Source organism: Dietzia sp. CQ4, from assembly GCF_014145125.1.
GTDB lineage: Bacteria > Actinomycetota > Actinomycetes > Mycobacteriales > Mycobacteriaceae > Dietzia > Dietzia natronolimnaea.
Genome location: NZ_JAALDZ010000071.1, coordinates 1 through 16,452 on the forward strand (window position 1 = coordinate 1; position 16,452 = coordinate 16,452).

The window sequence follows — 16,452 nt, forward strand, 5'->3', positions numbered from 1 at the left end:
GGCCCCGACACCCTCCCGGGGTGTCGGGGCCGCTTCTCGTCGGGTGGCCCGGGCGGGCGGTCAGCGAACTCCCTGGGCCTCCAGATCGAGGAAGATCCGGTGGTTGAGCTCGAAGGCCCGGGTGGCGGCGGCCAGCGCGGCTCCGCGGTCGGCCTCGCTCAGCGGGAGGGCGTCGAGCGCGGCCCGGTAGTCGTCCTTGTAGACCTTGGGCTTGGCGATGTCGAAGTCGTAGAAGCTCAGACCGGTCTCGATGCCGTAGTGGCGGCGCACCATCGTCCTGATGATCTGCCCGCCCGAGAGGTCGCCGAGGTAGCGGACGTAGTGGTGCCCGATCAGGGCGGCGGGGTCGGTGGCACACGCGTGCAGCTCGGCCACGTAGGCCTCGGTGGCGGGGACCAGGAGGTCGTAGGTGCGCCCCTGGGCGCGGTGCGACTCCAGGTCGGCACGCAGGGCGTCGGCCCGGTCGAGGCGCGGGTCGAGGATGGCCGACAGGCGTGGGTCGGTGCGGGCCCGGCGGCAGGCGTCCTCGAGGGCCTCGTAGACGGGGAGTGACTGCCGCAGGAGTGCCACCAGACCTTCCGGCGTGCCCTCGCCGTTCATCAGGCGGGTGATGAACGAGGCGTTCTCCGCCTGTTCGTGCGCGGCCATCGTCGAGTCGTGTAATGCTCTCGACAGGGGTGCGGAAATGATCGTCTCCATTTGTCCTCCGGGCTTGTTAGGTATGCCTAAAGAGAGTACGGCAACAATAAGGGGATAGCCATACCGGTATTGATGTTGAGTAACGTGAACAATGCCGGGTGATCGGACGGGAATGTGCCGACCGAAAAGGCGAGCATCCGGATGTCGCGGAATTACCCGGGAGGCCGGTCGTCGAATGGAAGGGGATATCGGGTGGACACCATCGTCACCGCCGACGAGCTGACTCCGGGTGATCGTCTCGAGCTCGGCCATCTCACCCTCACGGAGGAGGAGATCGTCGGTTTCGCGCAGCAGTGGGATCCGCAGTGGTTCCACACGGATCCCGTGGCGGCCGCGGGCGGCCACCACGGCGGTGTGATCGCCAGCGGGATCCACACACTGGCTGTCCTCCAGCGGCTCTGCGTCGAGTCGGTCTACTCGAGGTGGGCGGTGATCGCCGGACGGGGGTTCGACCGTCTCCGCTTCACGGCCCCTGTCCGGCCGGGGGACACGGTGACCGGCTCGGTACACGTGACGGAGGTGAGTCCGGACGAGACCAGAGCTCGGGTGACGATGGAACTGGAGATGCGCAACCAGGACGCGGCCGTGGTGCTGACCGCCACGATGACGGTGTTCCTGTGGCGCCGTGGACACGGGCCCACCCGCCCCCGGGAGGAGGAGGCGGGGTAGTCGGGGTGAGCCGGGTGAGGTGGGTGTGCGGTGCCCCGTGCTCAGCCACGCTCCGCGGCGACGCGGCCCATCCGCGTGAAGGCCTCGGTGAGGAGCTCCTCCGAGCACGCGAAGTTCACGCGCGCGAACCCCTTGCCCTGGGAGCCGAAGGCGGGGCCGTTGCTCAGCGCCACGCGGCCGTCGTCGAGGAACGCCGCGGCGGGGTCGTCGCCGAGGCCGGGATAGGAGCGCAGGTCCAGCCACGCCACGAACCCGGCGTCGGGCCGCCGCCACCGGGCGCGGGGGAGATGCTCGGCCATGAGCCGGTCCATCAGATCGAGGTTCGCGGCCAGTGCGGCGTTCATGCTCTCCAGCCAGTCCAGCGACCCGGTCAGCGCGGCCTCGGCGGCGAGCGCCCCGAAGTGCCCCACGGCGCCCGACAGTGCCGAGCGCCGCACCTCGAACCGTTCCGGGTTGCCGTTGATCACGAACGCGCACTTGAGGCCGGCGAGGTTGAACGCCTTGGACGCCGACGAGATGGCCAGGCCCACCTCGCGGGCGGTGTCGGAGGCGGCCAGGAACGAGGAGAACCGGACCCCGGGCATGGTCAGGGGCGCCCAGATCTCGTCGGAGACCACCACGGCGTCGTATCGGGCGGCCAGGTCGGCGAGCCCGGCCAGCTCCGCCGTGGAGTGGAGGACGCCCGTGGGGTTGTGCGGGTGGCTCAGCAGCACGGCCCGGGCCCCGTCGGCCAGGGCGCGCTCGATGCCCGCCAGGTCCAGCCGCGGGTCCTCGCCGTCGTGGTCGACCAGTGGCACCGCGACGGGCGACATCCCCACGCGCCGGATCCACGGTCCGAACGGCATGTAGACCGGCGGCGTGTAGACCACCCCGCTGCCGGCCGGCAGGATCCGTGCGAGTGATTCCCGGACGCCCACGCCGACGTCGTTGACGGGGACCACCGACTCCTCCGGGACGTCGAACCCGAACCTGGAGTAGTAGCGGGCGCACACCCCGGCGAGTCGCTCGATCTCCGCGAAGTACCCGGTGTCGCCGTCGGCCACGGCGGCGGCGAGACGCTCCCGGATCGCCGGGGCCAGCAGGACGTCGGTCTCCGCCACGAACAGCGGCAGGACGTCCTCCGGGTACGCCACCCACTTCTGGCTCCGGCGCCTGCGCAGGACGGACTCGGGGACATCGAGGGGGAACGGCACGGCGGGGGTCCTTTCGACCGGGTTCACAGGACCCCCAGGCTACTCAGCTGCCGGGCACGTACCCGGGATGCACCCACACGTCCCACACCGGACTCGAACCGTGGGGGGAGAGCGGCATCGTGGTCGAATAGGTGCCGGCGAGGCTGCCGCCGGAATGCGGGGGGACGAAGACCCCGCCGGAGGTCGTCATCCAGCCCATCCGCCGCGCGAGGTCATAGAGGCCGGTGTACGCCGACGTCGTGGACCCGGTCTGCGTGAAGAGTGAGTGCCAGACGTCGTTGACCACGCTGTTGTGCCGCAGCTCCACAAGGCCGCCGTCCGGGTCGAGCTGCCAACACCGCCCGTACGGGTGGCCGCGGTCGTTCGTGCAGAACAGCGGGCGAGAGGACCCGTGCGGTGAGAGCAGTCGGACCCGGTCGCCGATCATCCAGAACGCGGGCTGGTCCGGGGTGATGGTCTGCCCGGGCGCCAGTTCGACGCCGTGACCAGGGACGAACGACGCCCGCCACGCCTCGGTGTGCTGGGCGGATGCCGCGGGCGCGAGGCCCGTGGCGAGGGCGGCGGCGGTGACGACGGCGCCGAGGGCGCGGGGTGTGAACCGGGGTGACATGACCCCAGTCCACCACGGTGGCAGACCCCTCACGGCGGGTTGCGTCCGGCGTGAGGACACCGTGACCATCACGTCATACCGGGTAGCGCCGGGGAAACAGGGCGTGCATACGGTCAGTTCGCAAGGACACCGAGGGGGTGTCCACGTCACGAGAGAGAGGGGGTCGACCTCATGTCGCGCTCACATGTCATAGAGAACTGGGATCCGGAGGACGACGCGCAGTGGAAGTCGGGCGGCAGGAAGACCGCCATGCGCAACCTCTACTGGTCGGTCTTCGCCGAGCACGTCGGGTTCTCCGTGTGGACCCTGTTCGCCGTCATGGTGTTGTTCATGCCCCAGGACGTCTACGGACTGGACGCACCCGACAAGTTCCTCGTCTCCGCGGTGGTCACGCTGACCGGCGCCTTCCTGCGCATCCCGTACACGCTCGCGACCGCCACCTTCGGCGGCCGTAACTGGACCATGTTCTCGGCCTTCGTCCTGCTCATCCCCGCGGTCGGGATGCTGTGGATCATGGCGAACCCGGGCCAACCGCTCTGGATGTACCTCGTCGTGGGCGCGATCGCCGGACTCGGCGGCGCCAACTTCGCGTCGTCCATGACCAACATCAACGCCTTCTTCCCCCAGCGGGAGAAGGGCTGGGCCCTCGGCCTCAACGCGGGTGGGGGCAACCTGGGCGTGGCCACGATCCAGGTCGTGGGGCTCATCGTGATCGCACTGGCAGGCAACCGGTCACCGCACTGGGTGATCGGCGTCTACATCGTCCTGCTCGTCGTCGCGGGGATCGGCGCCGCGCTGAAGATGGACAACCTCGCGCACCAGACGGTGGATGTGCAGAGCATGAAGGACATGGCCCGCGACAAGGACGGATGGGTGTTGTCGCTGCTGTACATCGGCACCTTCGGATCCTTCATCGGATTCGCCTTCGCGTTCGGTCAGATGCTCACCATGACCTTCACCGGCAACGGCCAGGAGCCGGCCCAGGCGGCCCTGCACGCGGCACAGATCACCTTCCTCGGACCACTGCTGGGCTCACTCACCCGCATGGCCGGTGGACGGATCTCCGACCGTTTCGGGGGAGCCCGGGTGACCTTCGTGACCTTCTGCGGGATGGCGGTCACCACCGTCGCGCTCGTGGTGACCTCGAACATCCAGGCGTCGAACGACGGCCGGCTCGCCGGTGGCGCGCTCGTCCTGTTCTTCGCCGCCTTCCTCACGCTCTTCGGGCTCACCGGGGTGGGCAACGCCTCGGTGTACAAGATGATCCCGTCGGTCTTCGAGGCGCGCAGCCACACACTCGGACTGGACGAGGCCGCTCGGACGTCCTGGTCGCGGGCCCACGCCGGGGCGCTCATCGGGGTCGCCGGCGCGGTCGGGGCCTTCGGCGGCTTCCTCATCAACATGACCCTGCGCACCTCCTACCAGTCCTCCGGTGCGGCCACGTCGGCGTTCCTCGTGTTCATGGTGTTCTACGTGGTGGCGGCGATCGTCACGCGCGTCGTCTACATGCGGGCCTCCGCCGGGGTCGACGCGGTCGCCGCGGCACCCACCGAGCCCCGGGTCCCCGTGGGCGCCGAGGCCTGACCGGCCTCGGCCGACGATCGAGACGAAGAGGACACATGGTGCACGCGTTGACGACGACCGGCCCGCCGACACACACCCACTGCCCGTACTGCGCACTCCAGTGCGCGATGTCGGTGACGCCGTCCGCCGGTGACGGACCGGCGACGATCACCCCGGAGCAGTTCCCCACCAACAGGGGCGGGTTGTGCCGGAAGGGGTGGACGTCGGCAGCGTTGCTCGACCACCCGGATCGGCTCACCACGCCGCTGATCCGGGTGGACGGGTACCTGCGGCCGACCGACTGGGACACCGCGTTGACCCGGGTCACCGACGGCATCCGGCGGGCGCAGGCCTCGGGAGGCCCCGACGCCGTGGCGGTCTTCGGCGGGGGTGGCCTGACCAACGAGAAGGCCTACACACTGGGCAAGTTCACCCGCCTCGCGCTGGGGAGCAGACTCGTGGACTACAACGGCCGCTGGTGCATGTCGAGTGCGGCGGCCGGGGCGAACCGGAGTTTCGGGCTGGACCGGGGGTTGCCGTTCCCCGTGACCGACCTCGACGACGCCCGGGCGGTGCTGCTCATCGGTGCCAACCCCGCCGACACCATGCCCCCGTTCGTCCAGCACCTCGACACGGCCGCGGCGGCCGGCGGCATGGTGGTGGCGGACCCGCGCCTCAGCGCGACCGCGCACCGGGCCGTCGACGGCGGTGGGATCCATCTGAGGCTGCGGCCGGGCACGGATTCGGCGCTGGCCCTGGGGCTCCTGCACGTCGCCGTGGTGGGCGGACACCTGGACACCGAGTACGTCTCCACCCGGACGTCGGGTTTCGAGGACGCGTGGGCGATCGCGGCGGACTGGATGCCCGACCGCACCGAACGCGTCACCGGTGTCTCGGCCGACCAACTCGAACGCACGGTGGAACTGCTGGCGGGCTCTCGTGACGCGGGCACCGGTGCCTACGTCCTCACCGCCCGCGGTGCCGAACAACACTCACGGGGGACCGACACCGTCGGAGCCGTGATCGCCCTCGCGCTGGCACTGGGCCTGCCGGGCCGGACCGGCACGGGCTACGGCACCCTCACCGGCCAGGGGAACGGGCAGGGAGGCCGGGAGCACGGGCAGAAGGCCGATCAACTCCCCGGCTACCGGATGATCACCGATCCGGCCGCCCGCGCGCACGTCGCCGCGGTCTGGGGCGTGGGGCCCGAGGAGATCCCCGGGCCCGGGCTCTCGGCCTTCGAGCTCCTGGACGCGCTCGGGCAGCCCGGTGGGCCCACGGCGATGCTGCTCCACGCCTCGAACCCCGTGGTCTCCGCGCCCGACGCCGATCGGGTCACGGCCCGGCTCCGATCGCTGGACACCCTCGTGGTGGCCGACTTCGTCCTCTCCGAGACCGCCGAACTCGCCGACGTCGTCCTCCCGGTCCCGCAGTGGGCCGAGGAGGAGGGCACGCTGACCAACCTCGAGGGCCGGGTGCTGCGTCGACGCCGCTCGGTCACCCCGCCGGAGGGCGCCCGCGACGAACTGTGGATCTGGAACGAGCTCGCACGCCGACTCGGGCGGCGGCCTGATCGGTTCCCGACCGACCCGCGGGTGGTGTTCGACGAGTTGGCGCGCGCCTCCGCCGGGGGCAAGGCGGACTACTCGGCCATGGACTGGGACCGCCTCGACGCCGGAGAGGCACTGTTCTGGCCGTGCGGCGCCGACACCCCGGCCGGGACACCGCGCATGTTCCTCGACCGTTTCGCCACCGAGGACGGCCGGGCCCGCTTCGCCGTGGCCGCCGTGGACCCACCCGCGGAGGACACCTGCCAGGACTACCCGCTGCTGGGCACCACCGGACGCGTGCTCTCGCACTACCAGTCCGGTGCCCAGACGCGGCGGGTGCCGGAGCTGCTCTCGGCCGACCCCGAGATGTGGGTCCAGGTGCACCCGGTCGTCGCGCGGGCCGTGGGGCTCGACGACGGCGGACGCGCCCGGGTGGTGTCCCGCCGCGGGGCGGTCGAAGCGCTCGTGCGGTGCGACGAGGACATGCGGACCGACACCCTGTTCCTGCCGTTCCACTACTCCGGGGCCGCCCGCGCGAACCTGGTGACCCTGCCCGAACTCGACCCCTACAGCCGCATGCCGCAGTTCAAGGCGTGCGCGGTCCGGTTGGAGGCCGCGTGATGCGGGTGGTGGTGGTGGGGGCGGGGATGTCCGGTGCCCGGCTCGCCGAGGAGCTGCGGCGCGCCGAACCGGATCCCGAGACGATGTCGGTGACCGTCCTCGGCGCCGAACCCGAGGCGCCGTACAACCGGATCATGCTCTCGCACGTGGTGGCCGGGGGGATGGGGGACCCGGGAGCCACCCGGCTCAAGCCCACCGGGTGGTGGGACCGCAACCACATCGAGATGCGCACGTCCGCCTCGGTGCAGGGGATAGACCGGGTGGCCCGGGAGGTCGAGCTCGCCGACGGCGAGCGCGTCCCCTACGACCACCTGGTGCTGGCGACCGGCTCCGAGGCCACCATCCCGCGGATCGACGGGGTCCGTGGACCGGACGGGGCGCTCGCCGCGGGGGTGTTCCCGCTCCGCGACGCCTCGGACTGCCGGGGACTCACCGCCCACCTCGAGGAACACCCCGGTCGGGTCGCCCTGGTGGGCGGCGGCTTCATCGGTCTCGAGGTGGCCTGCGCACTGGCGCGGTCGGGCCGCGACGTCGTCGTCGTCCACCCCCGGGCCTGGCCGATGGACTCCCACCTGGACTCCGGCGGCGGGCGCGTGCTCATCCGCGCGCTGGACGAGCTCGGCGTCCGGGTGGTGACCGGTGCGCGGGCCGCGCGATGGGACGGCACCGCACTGGGGCTCGACGACGGCACCGGGATCGAGTGTCGGACCGTCGTCCTCTCGGCCGGCACCAGCCCGCGCACCCGGCTGGCCGAGGCCGCCGGCCTGGAGGTCGGCCGGGGGATCGTCGTCGACGACACCCTCCGGACCTGTGACCCGGCCATCAGCGCGATCGGCGACTGCGCCGAACACCGCGGGTGCGTGACCGGACTGGTCGGTCCCGCCTGGGATCAGGCCGGCGTGGTGTCCGCCCGGATCACGGGCGCGGACCCCGGCTCGCGGTACCTCGGCGGCGTCGCGGTCACCAGGCTGAAGGCGTTCGGGGTCGACGTCGTCTCGCTCGGGGAGCTCACCGAGGACGTCCACGACCCGGGGGTCGAGGTGACCATGGTCTGCGAACCCTCCCGCGGGCGGTACGCGCGGGTGGACGTGGTGGACGCCCGGGTCACCGGCGCCGTACTCGTGGGACATCCCGAGCCCGTGGGCTTCCTCACCCAGCTCTACGAACACGCCCTGCCCGTCCCCGACGACGTGCTGTCCGTGGTGCTCGGCCGGGCCGGCGCCGCGACCGCCGACACCCCGTCGACCATGCCCGCCGCGGCCGTGGTCTGCCGGTGCAACGGGGTGAGCAAGGCCGACCTCGTCCACGCCTGGTCCGAGGGTGACCGGGACGCGGCGGCGATGGCGACGCGGACCCGCGCCGGGACCGGCTGCGGCGGGTGCACCGCCGCCGTGGACGGCATCTGCGGTTGGTTGCGTGACTGCGCGTGACCGACCCCTTTCCCGGTGATCCGGCACCCCCCGCCTCGACGGCGGGGAAACATGGACGACACACGACTGCGGCAGGATGGACATCGTGACCACCAACGACGACTTACCACTGCTGGGCCGCACGGTCGCGGTGACGGCTGCGCGTCGGGCGTCGGAACAGAAGGTTCTGCTCGAACGCCGCGGTGCGGCGGTCCTCCACGCGCCGGCGATCCGCATGATCCCCGTGGCCGAGGACGAACTCGTCCGCTCGGCCACCGCCCAGGTGCTCGCTGCTCCCGCCGACCTCATGGTCCTCACCACGGCGACCGGAGTCCGGTGGTGGACGCAGGTGTGCGAGGAGTGGGGTTACTCCCGGGACCTGCACGCCCTCATGGAACGGGTGCCGCTGTACTCGCGCGGGCCCAAGGTCACCGGGGCGCTCCGGGCCGCCGGTCTGCGCGAACACGCGTCGGCGGCGAGCGAGGCGACCCCCGAACTGTTGGAGATGCTGCTGGAGCGCGGGGTCGACGGCCTCACCGTGGCCGTGCAGCTCCAGGGTGCGAGCTCGGACTGGAATCCCATGGCCCCCCTGGTGGAGGGGCTCCGCGCGGCGGGGGCCGAGGTGATCGTGGTGCCGATCTACCGCTGGGAGCTCCCCGAGGACCTGGAGGCGTTCGACGACCTCGTCCGGACCGTCGCCCGGGCGGGCGTCGACGGGGTGACGTTCACCGCCGCCCCGGCCGTGGTGTCGATGCTCGAGCGGGCCGACCTGATGGGGATCCACGACGACGTGCTGGACGCCCTGTCCGGTCCGGTCGCCGCCCTCTGTGTGGGACCGGTGACCGCCGAACCGCTGGTCGACCTCGGTGTACCCGTGTCGATGCCGGACCGGATGCGCCTCGGTGCGCTCATGCGGCACGTCACCGACGAGCTGGTGGCGCGGTCCCGGCCCGTCACGGTGGCCGGCCACGAACTCACCGTGTGTGCGGCCGCGGTCCTGATGGACGGTCGGCCCATCGAGCTCTCGCCGGCGCCGCTGGCACTGCTGCGTGCGATGGCGGACCGGCCGGGCAAGTGCGTGAGCCGGGAGGAACTCCTCGCCGTGCTGCCCGGCGACGGCGCCGACCCGCACGCCGTGGAGACGGCGATGGGCCGCCTCCGCAGGGCACTCGGGGACCCCGGACTCGTGACCACAGTGGTCAAACGCGGGTACCGGCTCACGGTCTAGCCCACTGCCCCCGGGCCCCGGCGCTGACCCGGGCCCCGGCTCCGGCGCTGCTCTGGGCCCCCGCGCTGCTCGCAGGTCGCGGCACGCGGTCAGGCGCCACCACGTGGATCCACGCGGTGGCGCCTGACGTCTCTCGTGGGTTCCGGCGGTGCCGCCTCCGTGCGGCGATCCGGTGCGCCCGGCTACGCGGCGAGCCGGCTCCTCTGGTGCCGGATCGCGGCCTCGGTGGAGACCAGGACGGTGCCGTCGACGACCCTGGCCGGGAACACGGACAGTCCGTACGACTCGTCGTCGACCCCGCGCCCGTCCTCCAAGGCGTAGGCCTGCTTGCCGATGGGGGAGATGGCCACGGGGACCCCCCCGCGGTCGCCGACGAGACCACGGCTCATCACGGCGGCCCGGGCGATCGGGTCGATGTTGCACAGGGCGTGGACACTGCCGTCGTCCAGGAGGTAGACGGCGATCTGTCGGCCGTCGGGCAGCAGGGCGGCGACGCCCCGCCCCGGGATGAGCCGCTCGAGGGGGCAGACCTCGATCTCGGTGGGGGACAGGAGTGCGGTCATGACGGTGTCCTTTCGGGGGTTCGGGTTGGGTCAGACTCGTGCGGGCATCGCGGGGGAGCCGAGGAGGACCGGGACCTTGCGGCCGTCCTTCTCCTCGAACTCGACGGTGGGGTCCGGGGACTCGGGCGCGTTGACGAAGGACACGAACCGGGCGAGCTTGTCGGGGTCGTCCAGAACCGCGGACCACTCGTCCACGTAGCCCGCGACGTGGGCCTCCATCCGACCCTCGAGCTCGGCGGCCAGGTCGAGGGAGTCGTCGCACACCACCTCGCGCAGGTGGTCGATGCCGCCGTCCAGCGATTCGAGCCAGGGCGCCATCCGCTGGAGCCGCTCGGCGGTCCGGACGTAGAACATCACCGTGCGGTCGATGTAGCGGATCAGCTCCTCGTCGGTCAGGTCACCGACGAGCAGTTGCGCGTGCCTGGGCGTCGCGCCCCCGTTGCCGCCGACGTACAGGTTCCAGCCGGTCTCGGTGGCGATCACGCCGACGTCCTTGCCGCGGGCCTCCGCGCATTCGCGCGCACACCCCGAGACCGCCATCTTGATCTTGTGGGGCGCGCGCAGTCCGCGGTAGCGGTTCTCCATCAGCACCGCCATCCCGACCGAGTCCTGCTGTCCGTAGCGGCACCACGAGGTGCCCACACAGCTCTTGACCGTGCGCAGCGACTTACCGTAGGCGTGCCCCGACTCCATGCCGGCGTCCACGAGCCGCTTCCAGATCACCGGCAGTTCCTCGACGCGCGCACCGAACATGTCGATGCGCTGACCGCCGGTCACCTTGACGTACAGGTCGTGATCACGCGCGATCTCACCGATCACGATGAGTTGCTCCGCGGACACCTCGCCGCCCGGCATCCGGGGCACGACCGAATAGGTGCCGTTCTTCTGGATGTTGGCGAGGAAGTGGTCGTTGGTGTCCTGCAGTGCGGCCTGTTCCCCGTCGAGGACGTGGTCGGAACTGGTGGAGGCCAGGATGGACGCGACGGTGGGCTTGCAGATGTCGCAGCCGGACCCGTGGCCGAAGCGCTCGATCAGACCGGAGAAGGTCCGGATCCCGGTGACCGTGACGATCTCGAAGAGCTCCGACCGGGACTGCTCGAAGTGCTCACACAGCGCCGTCGACTGCTCGACCCCTTCCGCTTCGAGGACCTGCTTGAGCAGGGGGATACACGAGCCGCACGAGGTGCCGGCCCGGGTGCACGACTTGAGGTCCGCCACGTCGCAGGCGCCGCCGCAGATGGCCTCGCGGACGTCGCCCTTGGTGACGGCGTTGCACGAGCAGATCTGCGCCTCGTCGGGGAGCGCCTCCACCCCGACCCCGGGATCGCTCCCGGTGGAGCGGGAGATGAGCGAGATCGGGTCGGCGGACGGCAGCGTGCGGCCGACGAGTGGCTTGAGCAGCGAGTACGGCCCGGAATCGCCGACGAACACCCCACCCAGGAGGGTCTGGGCGTCGTCGCTCATGACCAGCTTGGAGTAGGTCCCCGCGACGGGATCGTTGACCACCACCTCGAGGCAACCGGGTGTGACGCCGTGCGCGTCGCCGAAACTCGCCATGTCCACCCCGAGGAGCTTGAGTTTGGTGGACAGGTCGGCCCCGGTGAACTCCCCCTCGCCGCTGAGGATCGTGGCCGCGGCCACCTCGGCGGAGGTGTACCCGGGACCGACGAGCCCGTAGCAGGTGCCGTCGATGGCAGCGCACTCGCCGATCGCGTAGATGTTCGGGTCCGAGGTCCGGCAGGCGAGGTCGGTGAGGATGCCGCCCCGCTCGGCGGTGTCCAGACCGGAGAGCCGCGCGAGTTCGTCCCTCGGGCGGACGCCCGCCGAGAACACCACGAAGGCGGCGTCGACGACCGTGGTGACCCCCTCGTCGTCGGTGAGTCGGACGGTCAGCCCGTCGGGCGTCTCGGCGATCTCCGTGCCGGTCACCGAGAGGTGGATCTCGATCCCCAGTTCACGGATCAGCGACGCCAGGACATGGCCGCCGCCGGCGTCGACCTGCAGGGGCATGAGCCGGTCGTTGCGTTCGACCACGTGCGGCGTGAGCCCGAGCAGGCTCACGGCGTTGGCCGCCTCGAGGCCGAGCAACCCGCCGCCGATCACGACGCCGTGGGAGCCCGCCCCGGCGCGTTCGGCGGCCGCGCGGATCCCGTCGAGATCGTCGAGGGTGCGGTAGACGTGACATCCCGGGAGGTCATGGCCGGGCACCGGTGGGACGAACGCCCGCGAGCCGGTCGCCAGGACCAGCGTGTCGTAGGCGATCCGCTCGCCCGACGAGAGTTCGACCTCCCCGGCCTCGCGGTCGATCGCGGTGACCAGGTGACCCGATCGCACGGTCACCCGCGGATCGGCGCCGTGCCGGGCGTCCTCGAGGTGGAGCGACTCGCGGTCCCACGCCCCGACGTAGGAGGAGAGGCCGACGCGGTCGTACGCCGGGTCCGTCTCCTCGCCGATCACCGTGACGGTGAGATCGGCGGTGGCCCACCGGGACGCGAGGGTGGAGACGAACCGGTGGGCGACCATTCCGTGTCCGACGACGACGATGTGCTCGGTCATGTGGAGACCTCCTTCTAGCCTGTGCCGACCAGGCTAGAAAGCGCGTGTTTCCGCGCAGTGGCGGCGGATCACGGTGCCGTGACGACTTGCTCACAGGTGGAGGAGCGTCGGGTGAGGCCCACGGTGTCGAGCGGTGGGAGGGCTCTCAGTCGAGTGGCACGAGGTTGGCCGGAGACGCCGACACCTCTCCGACCCGGTCGAGGTTCTGGCGCAGGGTCTCCCACTCGCCGGCCGGGATCTCCTTGGTCAGCCTCCGCAGCACGGCGGCGTCCGGGGTGGCCCAGGCGACGGGCATGGGGGAGATGAACTGGTAGAGGTTGTCGCCTCCGCGGGCGCTGCGGTTGCCCACCACGGCGACGCAGGGGACCCGCGTGCCCACGCGGACGTCGTGGCCCGGGATCTTCTCACAGCTGCGGACGGCCAGAGCGGGGAGCGAGCCCGCGGACCGGTCGACGGCGCGGTCGACCAGGGCCAGCAGGGTGAGCCCACGCGGTCGCACCTCGGCGACGATCGCCGGGACGAGTTCCGAGGTGGCGTAGGTGTGCGCCATGGATCCCATCTTCCGGGGGATGTACCCGATCATGGCCAGGCACCCGATCGCGAAGACGCCGGCCAGCGCGGCGATGATCCAGCCCCACGGTTCGAGGCCCGAGTAGAGCAGCATCCCGGTCCCGGCGGCGAGGACGACGACCCCGAGGATCCCGGCGGACCACTGCAGGCGACGCACCTCGGCCAGGCTCTCGTTGTTCTTCCGGACCCAGGCGTCGTCCACGGGGAAGTCGGCGAGGCGGTACTGCTCGTGAGGGGCGCGGGAGGTGCGATCGGAGGCCATGGACCCAGTATCCCAGGCGCCCCGGCGAGGGTGGGACGCCCAGGGCGGGCCGTGTGCTCAGCCGATCCCGGGCAGCTCCGGGCCGAGCAGGTCGTCGGCGTCGGTGATCCGGTAGGCGTAGCCCTGCTCGGCGAGGAACCGCTGGCGGTGGGCGGCGTACTCCGCGTCGAGGGTGTCCCGGGAGACCACGGAGTAGAAGTGCGCCTGTCCGCCGTCCTTCTTGGGGCGCAGGAGTCGCCCGAGCCGCTGGGCCTCCTCCTGCCGGGAGCCGAAGGTCCCGGAGACCTGCACGGCGACGCTCGCCTCCGGTAGGTCGATCGAGAAGTTGGCCACCTTGGACACCACCAGGGTGGAGATCTCCCCGGCGCGGAAGGCGTTGAAGAGCTTCTCCCGCTCCTTGTTGGAGGTGGAACCCTGGATCACCGGGGCGTCCAGCTCGACCCCCAGTTCCTCCAGCTGGTCCAGATAGGCGCCGATCACCAGCGTCGGGGCACCGGAGTGCCTGGCCAGGATCTTCTTCACCACCGCGATCTTGGTGCGGGCGGTCGAGCACAACTTGTACTTGTCCTCGGCCTCGGCGGTGGCGTACATCATCCGCTCGTTCTCGGTCAGCGTCACGCGGACCTCCACGCAGTCGGCCGGGGCGATCCACCCCTGCGCCTCGATGTCCTTCCAGGGGGCGTCGTAGCGCTTGGGGCCGATGAGGGAGAACACGTCACCCTCCCGGCCGTTCTCACGGACCAGCGTGGCGGTGAGCCCGAGACGGCGACGCGACTGCAGGTCCGCGGTCATCCGGAAGACCGGTGCCGGGAGCAGGTGCACCTCGTCGTAGATCATCAGTCCCCAGTCCCGGGAGTCGAAGAGCTCCAGCGCCCGGTGCACGCCCTTGGTCTTGCGGGTGACGACCTGATACGTGGCGATGGTGACCGGGCGGATCTCCTTGCGTTCGCCCGAGTACTCGCCGATCTCGTCCTCCGTGAGCGTGGTCCGGGCGAGCAGTTCGCGCTTCCACTGCCGACCGGCGACGGTGTTGGTCACGAGGATGAGCGTGGTGGCCTTGGCGCGGGCCATCGCCGCCGCGCCGACCATGGTCTTGCCGGCCCCGCAGGGCAGGACGACGACGCCTGAGCCGCCCGCCCAGAAGGAGTCCGCGGCCATCTGTTGGTAGTCGCGGAGCTCCCAGGGCTCGGACTCGGTGGACAGGGAGATCTCGTGGGCCTCGCCGTCGACGTACCCGGCCAGGTCCTCGGCCGGCCACCCCACCTTCAGCAACTCCTGCTTGAGCCGACCGCGCTCGGACGCGTGGACGATCACGGTGTCGGCGTCGATCTCCGCCCCGAGCATCGGGGCGATCTTCTTGTGTCGCCTGACCTCGGCGAGCACTGCGGCGTCGAGAGAGATGAGGGTGAGACCGTGGACCGGGCTCTTGACCAGTTGCAGCCGGCCGTAGCGGGCCATGGTGTCCGCGATGTCGACCAGGAGCGGCTGTGGGACGGGGAAGCGCGAGTAGGTGACGAGCACGTCGACGACCTGCTCGGCGTCGTGACCGGCGGCCCGCGCGTTCCACAGGGCGAGCGGCGTGATCCGGTAGGTGTGGACGTGTTCGGGGGCGCGCTCGAGTTCGGCGAACGGGGCCAGGGCCTGCCGGGCGTCGCCTGCCTGGTCGTGGTCGATCTCCAGCAGCACGGTCTTGTCCGACTGGACGATCAGCGGTCCACCACTCACTTCGGTTCTCCTCGGTTCTCGCGGGCCCGCGTGGGTCCGACCCTCCAGTGTCCCGGAAATCGCGACGGAGGGTCGGGCCGGCGGGTGGGGTCAGCGGGTGGGGTCCACATCGGCCACCGAGATCACGCGGTGCAACGGCAGGGTCACGGCCTCGGCGGAATCGGGTTCCACCCCTTCGATCCGGCCCCCCGCGACGGAGACGGGGATGACGAGTCGCGACGTCGAGCGGCCCTGCGCGTCGACCACGGAGACCGTGACCGCAGTGCCCGACCCCGCGGCCTCGTGCAGGCGGGCGATGGCGGCCTCACCCGTGTACCCGTCACCCGAGGAACCGCGCGCCGACCGCACGCGGTCGGCCGAGCGCATCGCCGTGATCGCCGCACGGAGCTCGCCGGTGGTGGCGGTACGCGTCGGGACCCGGGGGGTGCGGCCGGGGGAGGTGGCCCGGACCCGGGCCACCGGGCGGGTGAGTGCGACGACGGCGCCGGAGGTGTCCTCGACGACGGGCGCGTACCCGTGCTCCCGGAGGGCCTCGACGAGATCCAACGGACGGGCCTGGGAGATGAGGACGGTCGGGGCGACGGACCGCAGGGCGCAACTCTCCGCCACCGGGGAGCCCAGGACCTGGGCCACCAGCGACGGGTCGTCACAGCGGAGGAACGACAGTGCGGCCCCCGCCCGCAGTCGGCCGTGCCTCCGTGCGACGTCCTCGATGAGGTAGTCCAGGGACTGTGGGACCGGGGTGATCGAGGTCCGGGCGAGCAGATCCCTGATCCCGGCGGCGGTACGTCCCGAGTCCAGCGCCCGGCGCAGGGAGGTCTCGGTCACGCGGTAGGTGGTGGCGGCCCCCGCGGACTCGACGTCGGCGAGCAACGCGAAGTCCGCCGCGAGCTCCGGGACGAGCGGCCCGGGGGCGAGGATGGTGAGGTCGGCCTGGACGATCACCTCGGAGACGGGTTCGGGGAGCGCCGCCGTCAGGACCGGCTCGAGCTCGTCGGCCGAGGGGGGACCGGCGGCGGGGGGGACGGAGACCAGGATCCTGGCCGCGCTGGTGGCGGTGGTCCCCACCACGAGGCCCAGCCGACGGGCCTCGCCGACGGTCTGTGTGCAGGTCCGTGACCCGGCCCGCGCGAACCACACCGGCGAGAACCACCGGACGACCTCCGGCAGCAGGTCGTCACCGGGCTCGGCCCCGGGGTCGAGCCGGCACAGGGCGCGCAGGACCCGGTCCCGC

At 71.5% G+C, this 16,452-nt stretch carries 13 protein-coding genes; 5 read left to right on the plus strand and 8 right to left on the minus strand.

What is annotated here, in order from left to right; all coding sequences use genetic code 11:
- Positions 1–60: 60 nt before the first annotated feature.
- Complete coding sequence (locus G6031_RS04810; protein WP_182652615.1) at positions 61–699, minus strand: biliverdin-producing heme oxygenase; 639 nt, start codon at positions 697–699, stop codon at positions 61–63.
- Between the two features lie 192 nt (positions 700–891).
- Here G6031_RS04810 and G6031_RS04815 point away from each other — a divergent pair, with 192 nt between their 5' ends.
- Positions 892–1,368, plus strand: coding sequence for a MaoC/PaaZ C-terminal domain-containing protein (locus G6031_RS04815; protein WP_347238440.1), 477 nt, complete (start codon positions 892–894; stop codon positions 1,366–1,368).
- Between the two features lie 41 nt (positions 1,369–1,409).
- Here the strand turns inward: G6031_RS04815 and G6031_RS04820 are convergent, their stop codons facing one another.
- On the minus strand, positions 1,410–2,561 hold the full coding sequence (locus G6031_RS04820; protein ID WP_179524646.1) for an aminotransferase class I/II-fold pyridoxal phosphate-dependent enzyme: 1,152 nt from the start codon (positions 2,559–2,561) through the stop codon (positions 1,410–1,412).
- A 43-nt stretch (positions 2,562–2,604) separates the two neighbouring features.
- A complete protein-coding gene (locus tag G6031_RS04825; RefSeq protein ID WP_182652616.1) occupies positions 2,605–3,171 on the minus strand; it encodes a hypothetical protein in 567 nt (188 codons plus the stop codon).
- A 171-nt stretch (positions 3,172–3,342) separates the two neighbouring features.
- On the opposite strand from G6031_RS04825, the gene G6031_RS04830 reads away from it, so the two are divergent.
- The 4 genes from G6031_RS04830 (at position 3,343) to G6031_RS04845 (ending at position 9,542) form a co-directional block, all read left to right on the plus strand.
- Complete coding sequence (locus G6031_RS04830) at positions 3,343–4,755, plus strand: nitrate/nitrite transporter (RefSeq protein ID WP_179524648.1); 1,413 nt, start codon at positions 3,343–3,345, stop codon at positions 4,753–4,755.
- Positions 4,756–4,790: 35 nt separating this feature from the next.
- A complete protein-coding gene (locus tag G6031_RS04835) occupies positions 4,791–6,905 on the plus strand; it encodes a molybdopterin oxidoreductase family protein (RefSeq protein WP_182652617.1) in 2,115 nt (704 codons plus the stop codon).
- Positions 6,878–8,335 (plus strand): FAD-dependent oxidoreductase, encoded by a 1,458-nt coding sequence (locus tag G6031_RS04840; protein WP_347238441.1) that lies wholly within the window; start codon positions 6,878–6,880, stop codon positions 8,333–8,335. The genes G6031_RS04835 and G6031_RS04840 overlap by 28 nt, the downstream gene beginning before the upstream one ends.
- Before the next feature lie 76 nt (positions 8,336–8,411).
- Positions 8,412–9,542, plus strand: a complete 1,131-nt coding sequence (locus tag G6031_RS04845; RefSeq protein WP_179524650.1) for a uroporphyrinogen-III synthase — start codon at positions 8,412–8,414, stop codon at positions 9,540–9,542.
- Between the two features lie 182 nt (positions 9,543–9,724).
- On the opposite strand, the gene nirD is transcribed toward G6031_RS04845, so the two are convergent.
- The 5 genes from nirD to G6031_RS04870 form a co-directional block, all read right to left on the minus strand.
- On the minus strand, positions 9,725–10,105 hold the full coding sequence (gene nirD / locus G6031_RS04850; protein ID WP_182652618.1) for a nitrite reductase small subunit NirD: 381 nt from the start codon (positions 10,103–10,105) through the stop codon (positions 9,725–9,727).
- Positions 10,106–10,135: 30 nt separating this feature from the next.
- The gene (nirB, locus tag G6031_RS04855; protein WP_182652619.1) at positions 10,136–12,661 is read right to left on the minus strand and encodes a nitrite reductase large subunit NirB; all 2,526 of its coding nucleotides are present in this window, start codon (positions 12,659–12,661) and stop codon (positions 10,136–10,138) included.
- A 145-nt stretch (positions 12,662–12,806) separates the two neighbouring features.
- Positions 12,807–13,493 (minus strand): DUF3239 domain-containing protein, encoded by a 687-nt coding sequence (locus G6031_RS04860; protein ID WP_179524653.1) that lies wholly within the window; start codon positions 13,491–13,493, stop codon positions 12,807–12,809.
- Between the two features lie 57 nt (positions 13,494–13,550).
- Positions 13,551–15,218 (minus strand): DNA repair helicase XPB, encoded by a 1,668-nt coding sequence (locus tag G6031_RS04865; RefSeq protein ID WP_182652620.1) that lies wholly within the window; start codon positions 15,216–15,218, stop codon positions 13,551–13,553.
- Positions 15,219–15,308: 90 nt separating this feature from the next.
- Positions 15,309–16,452 (minus strand): helicase-associated domain-containing protein (locus G6031_RS04870; RefSeq protein ID WP_182652621.1); only part of this gene is annotated, 1,144 nt, incomplete at its 5' end.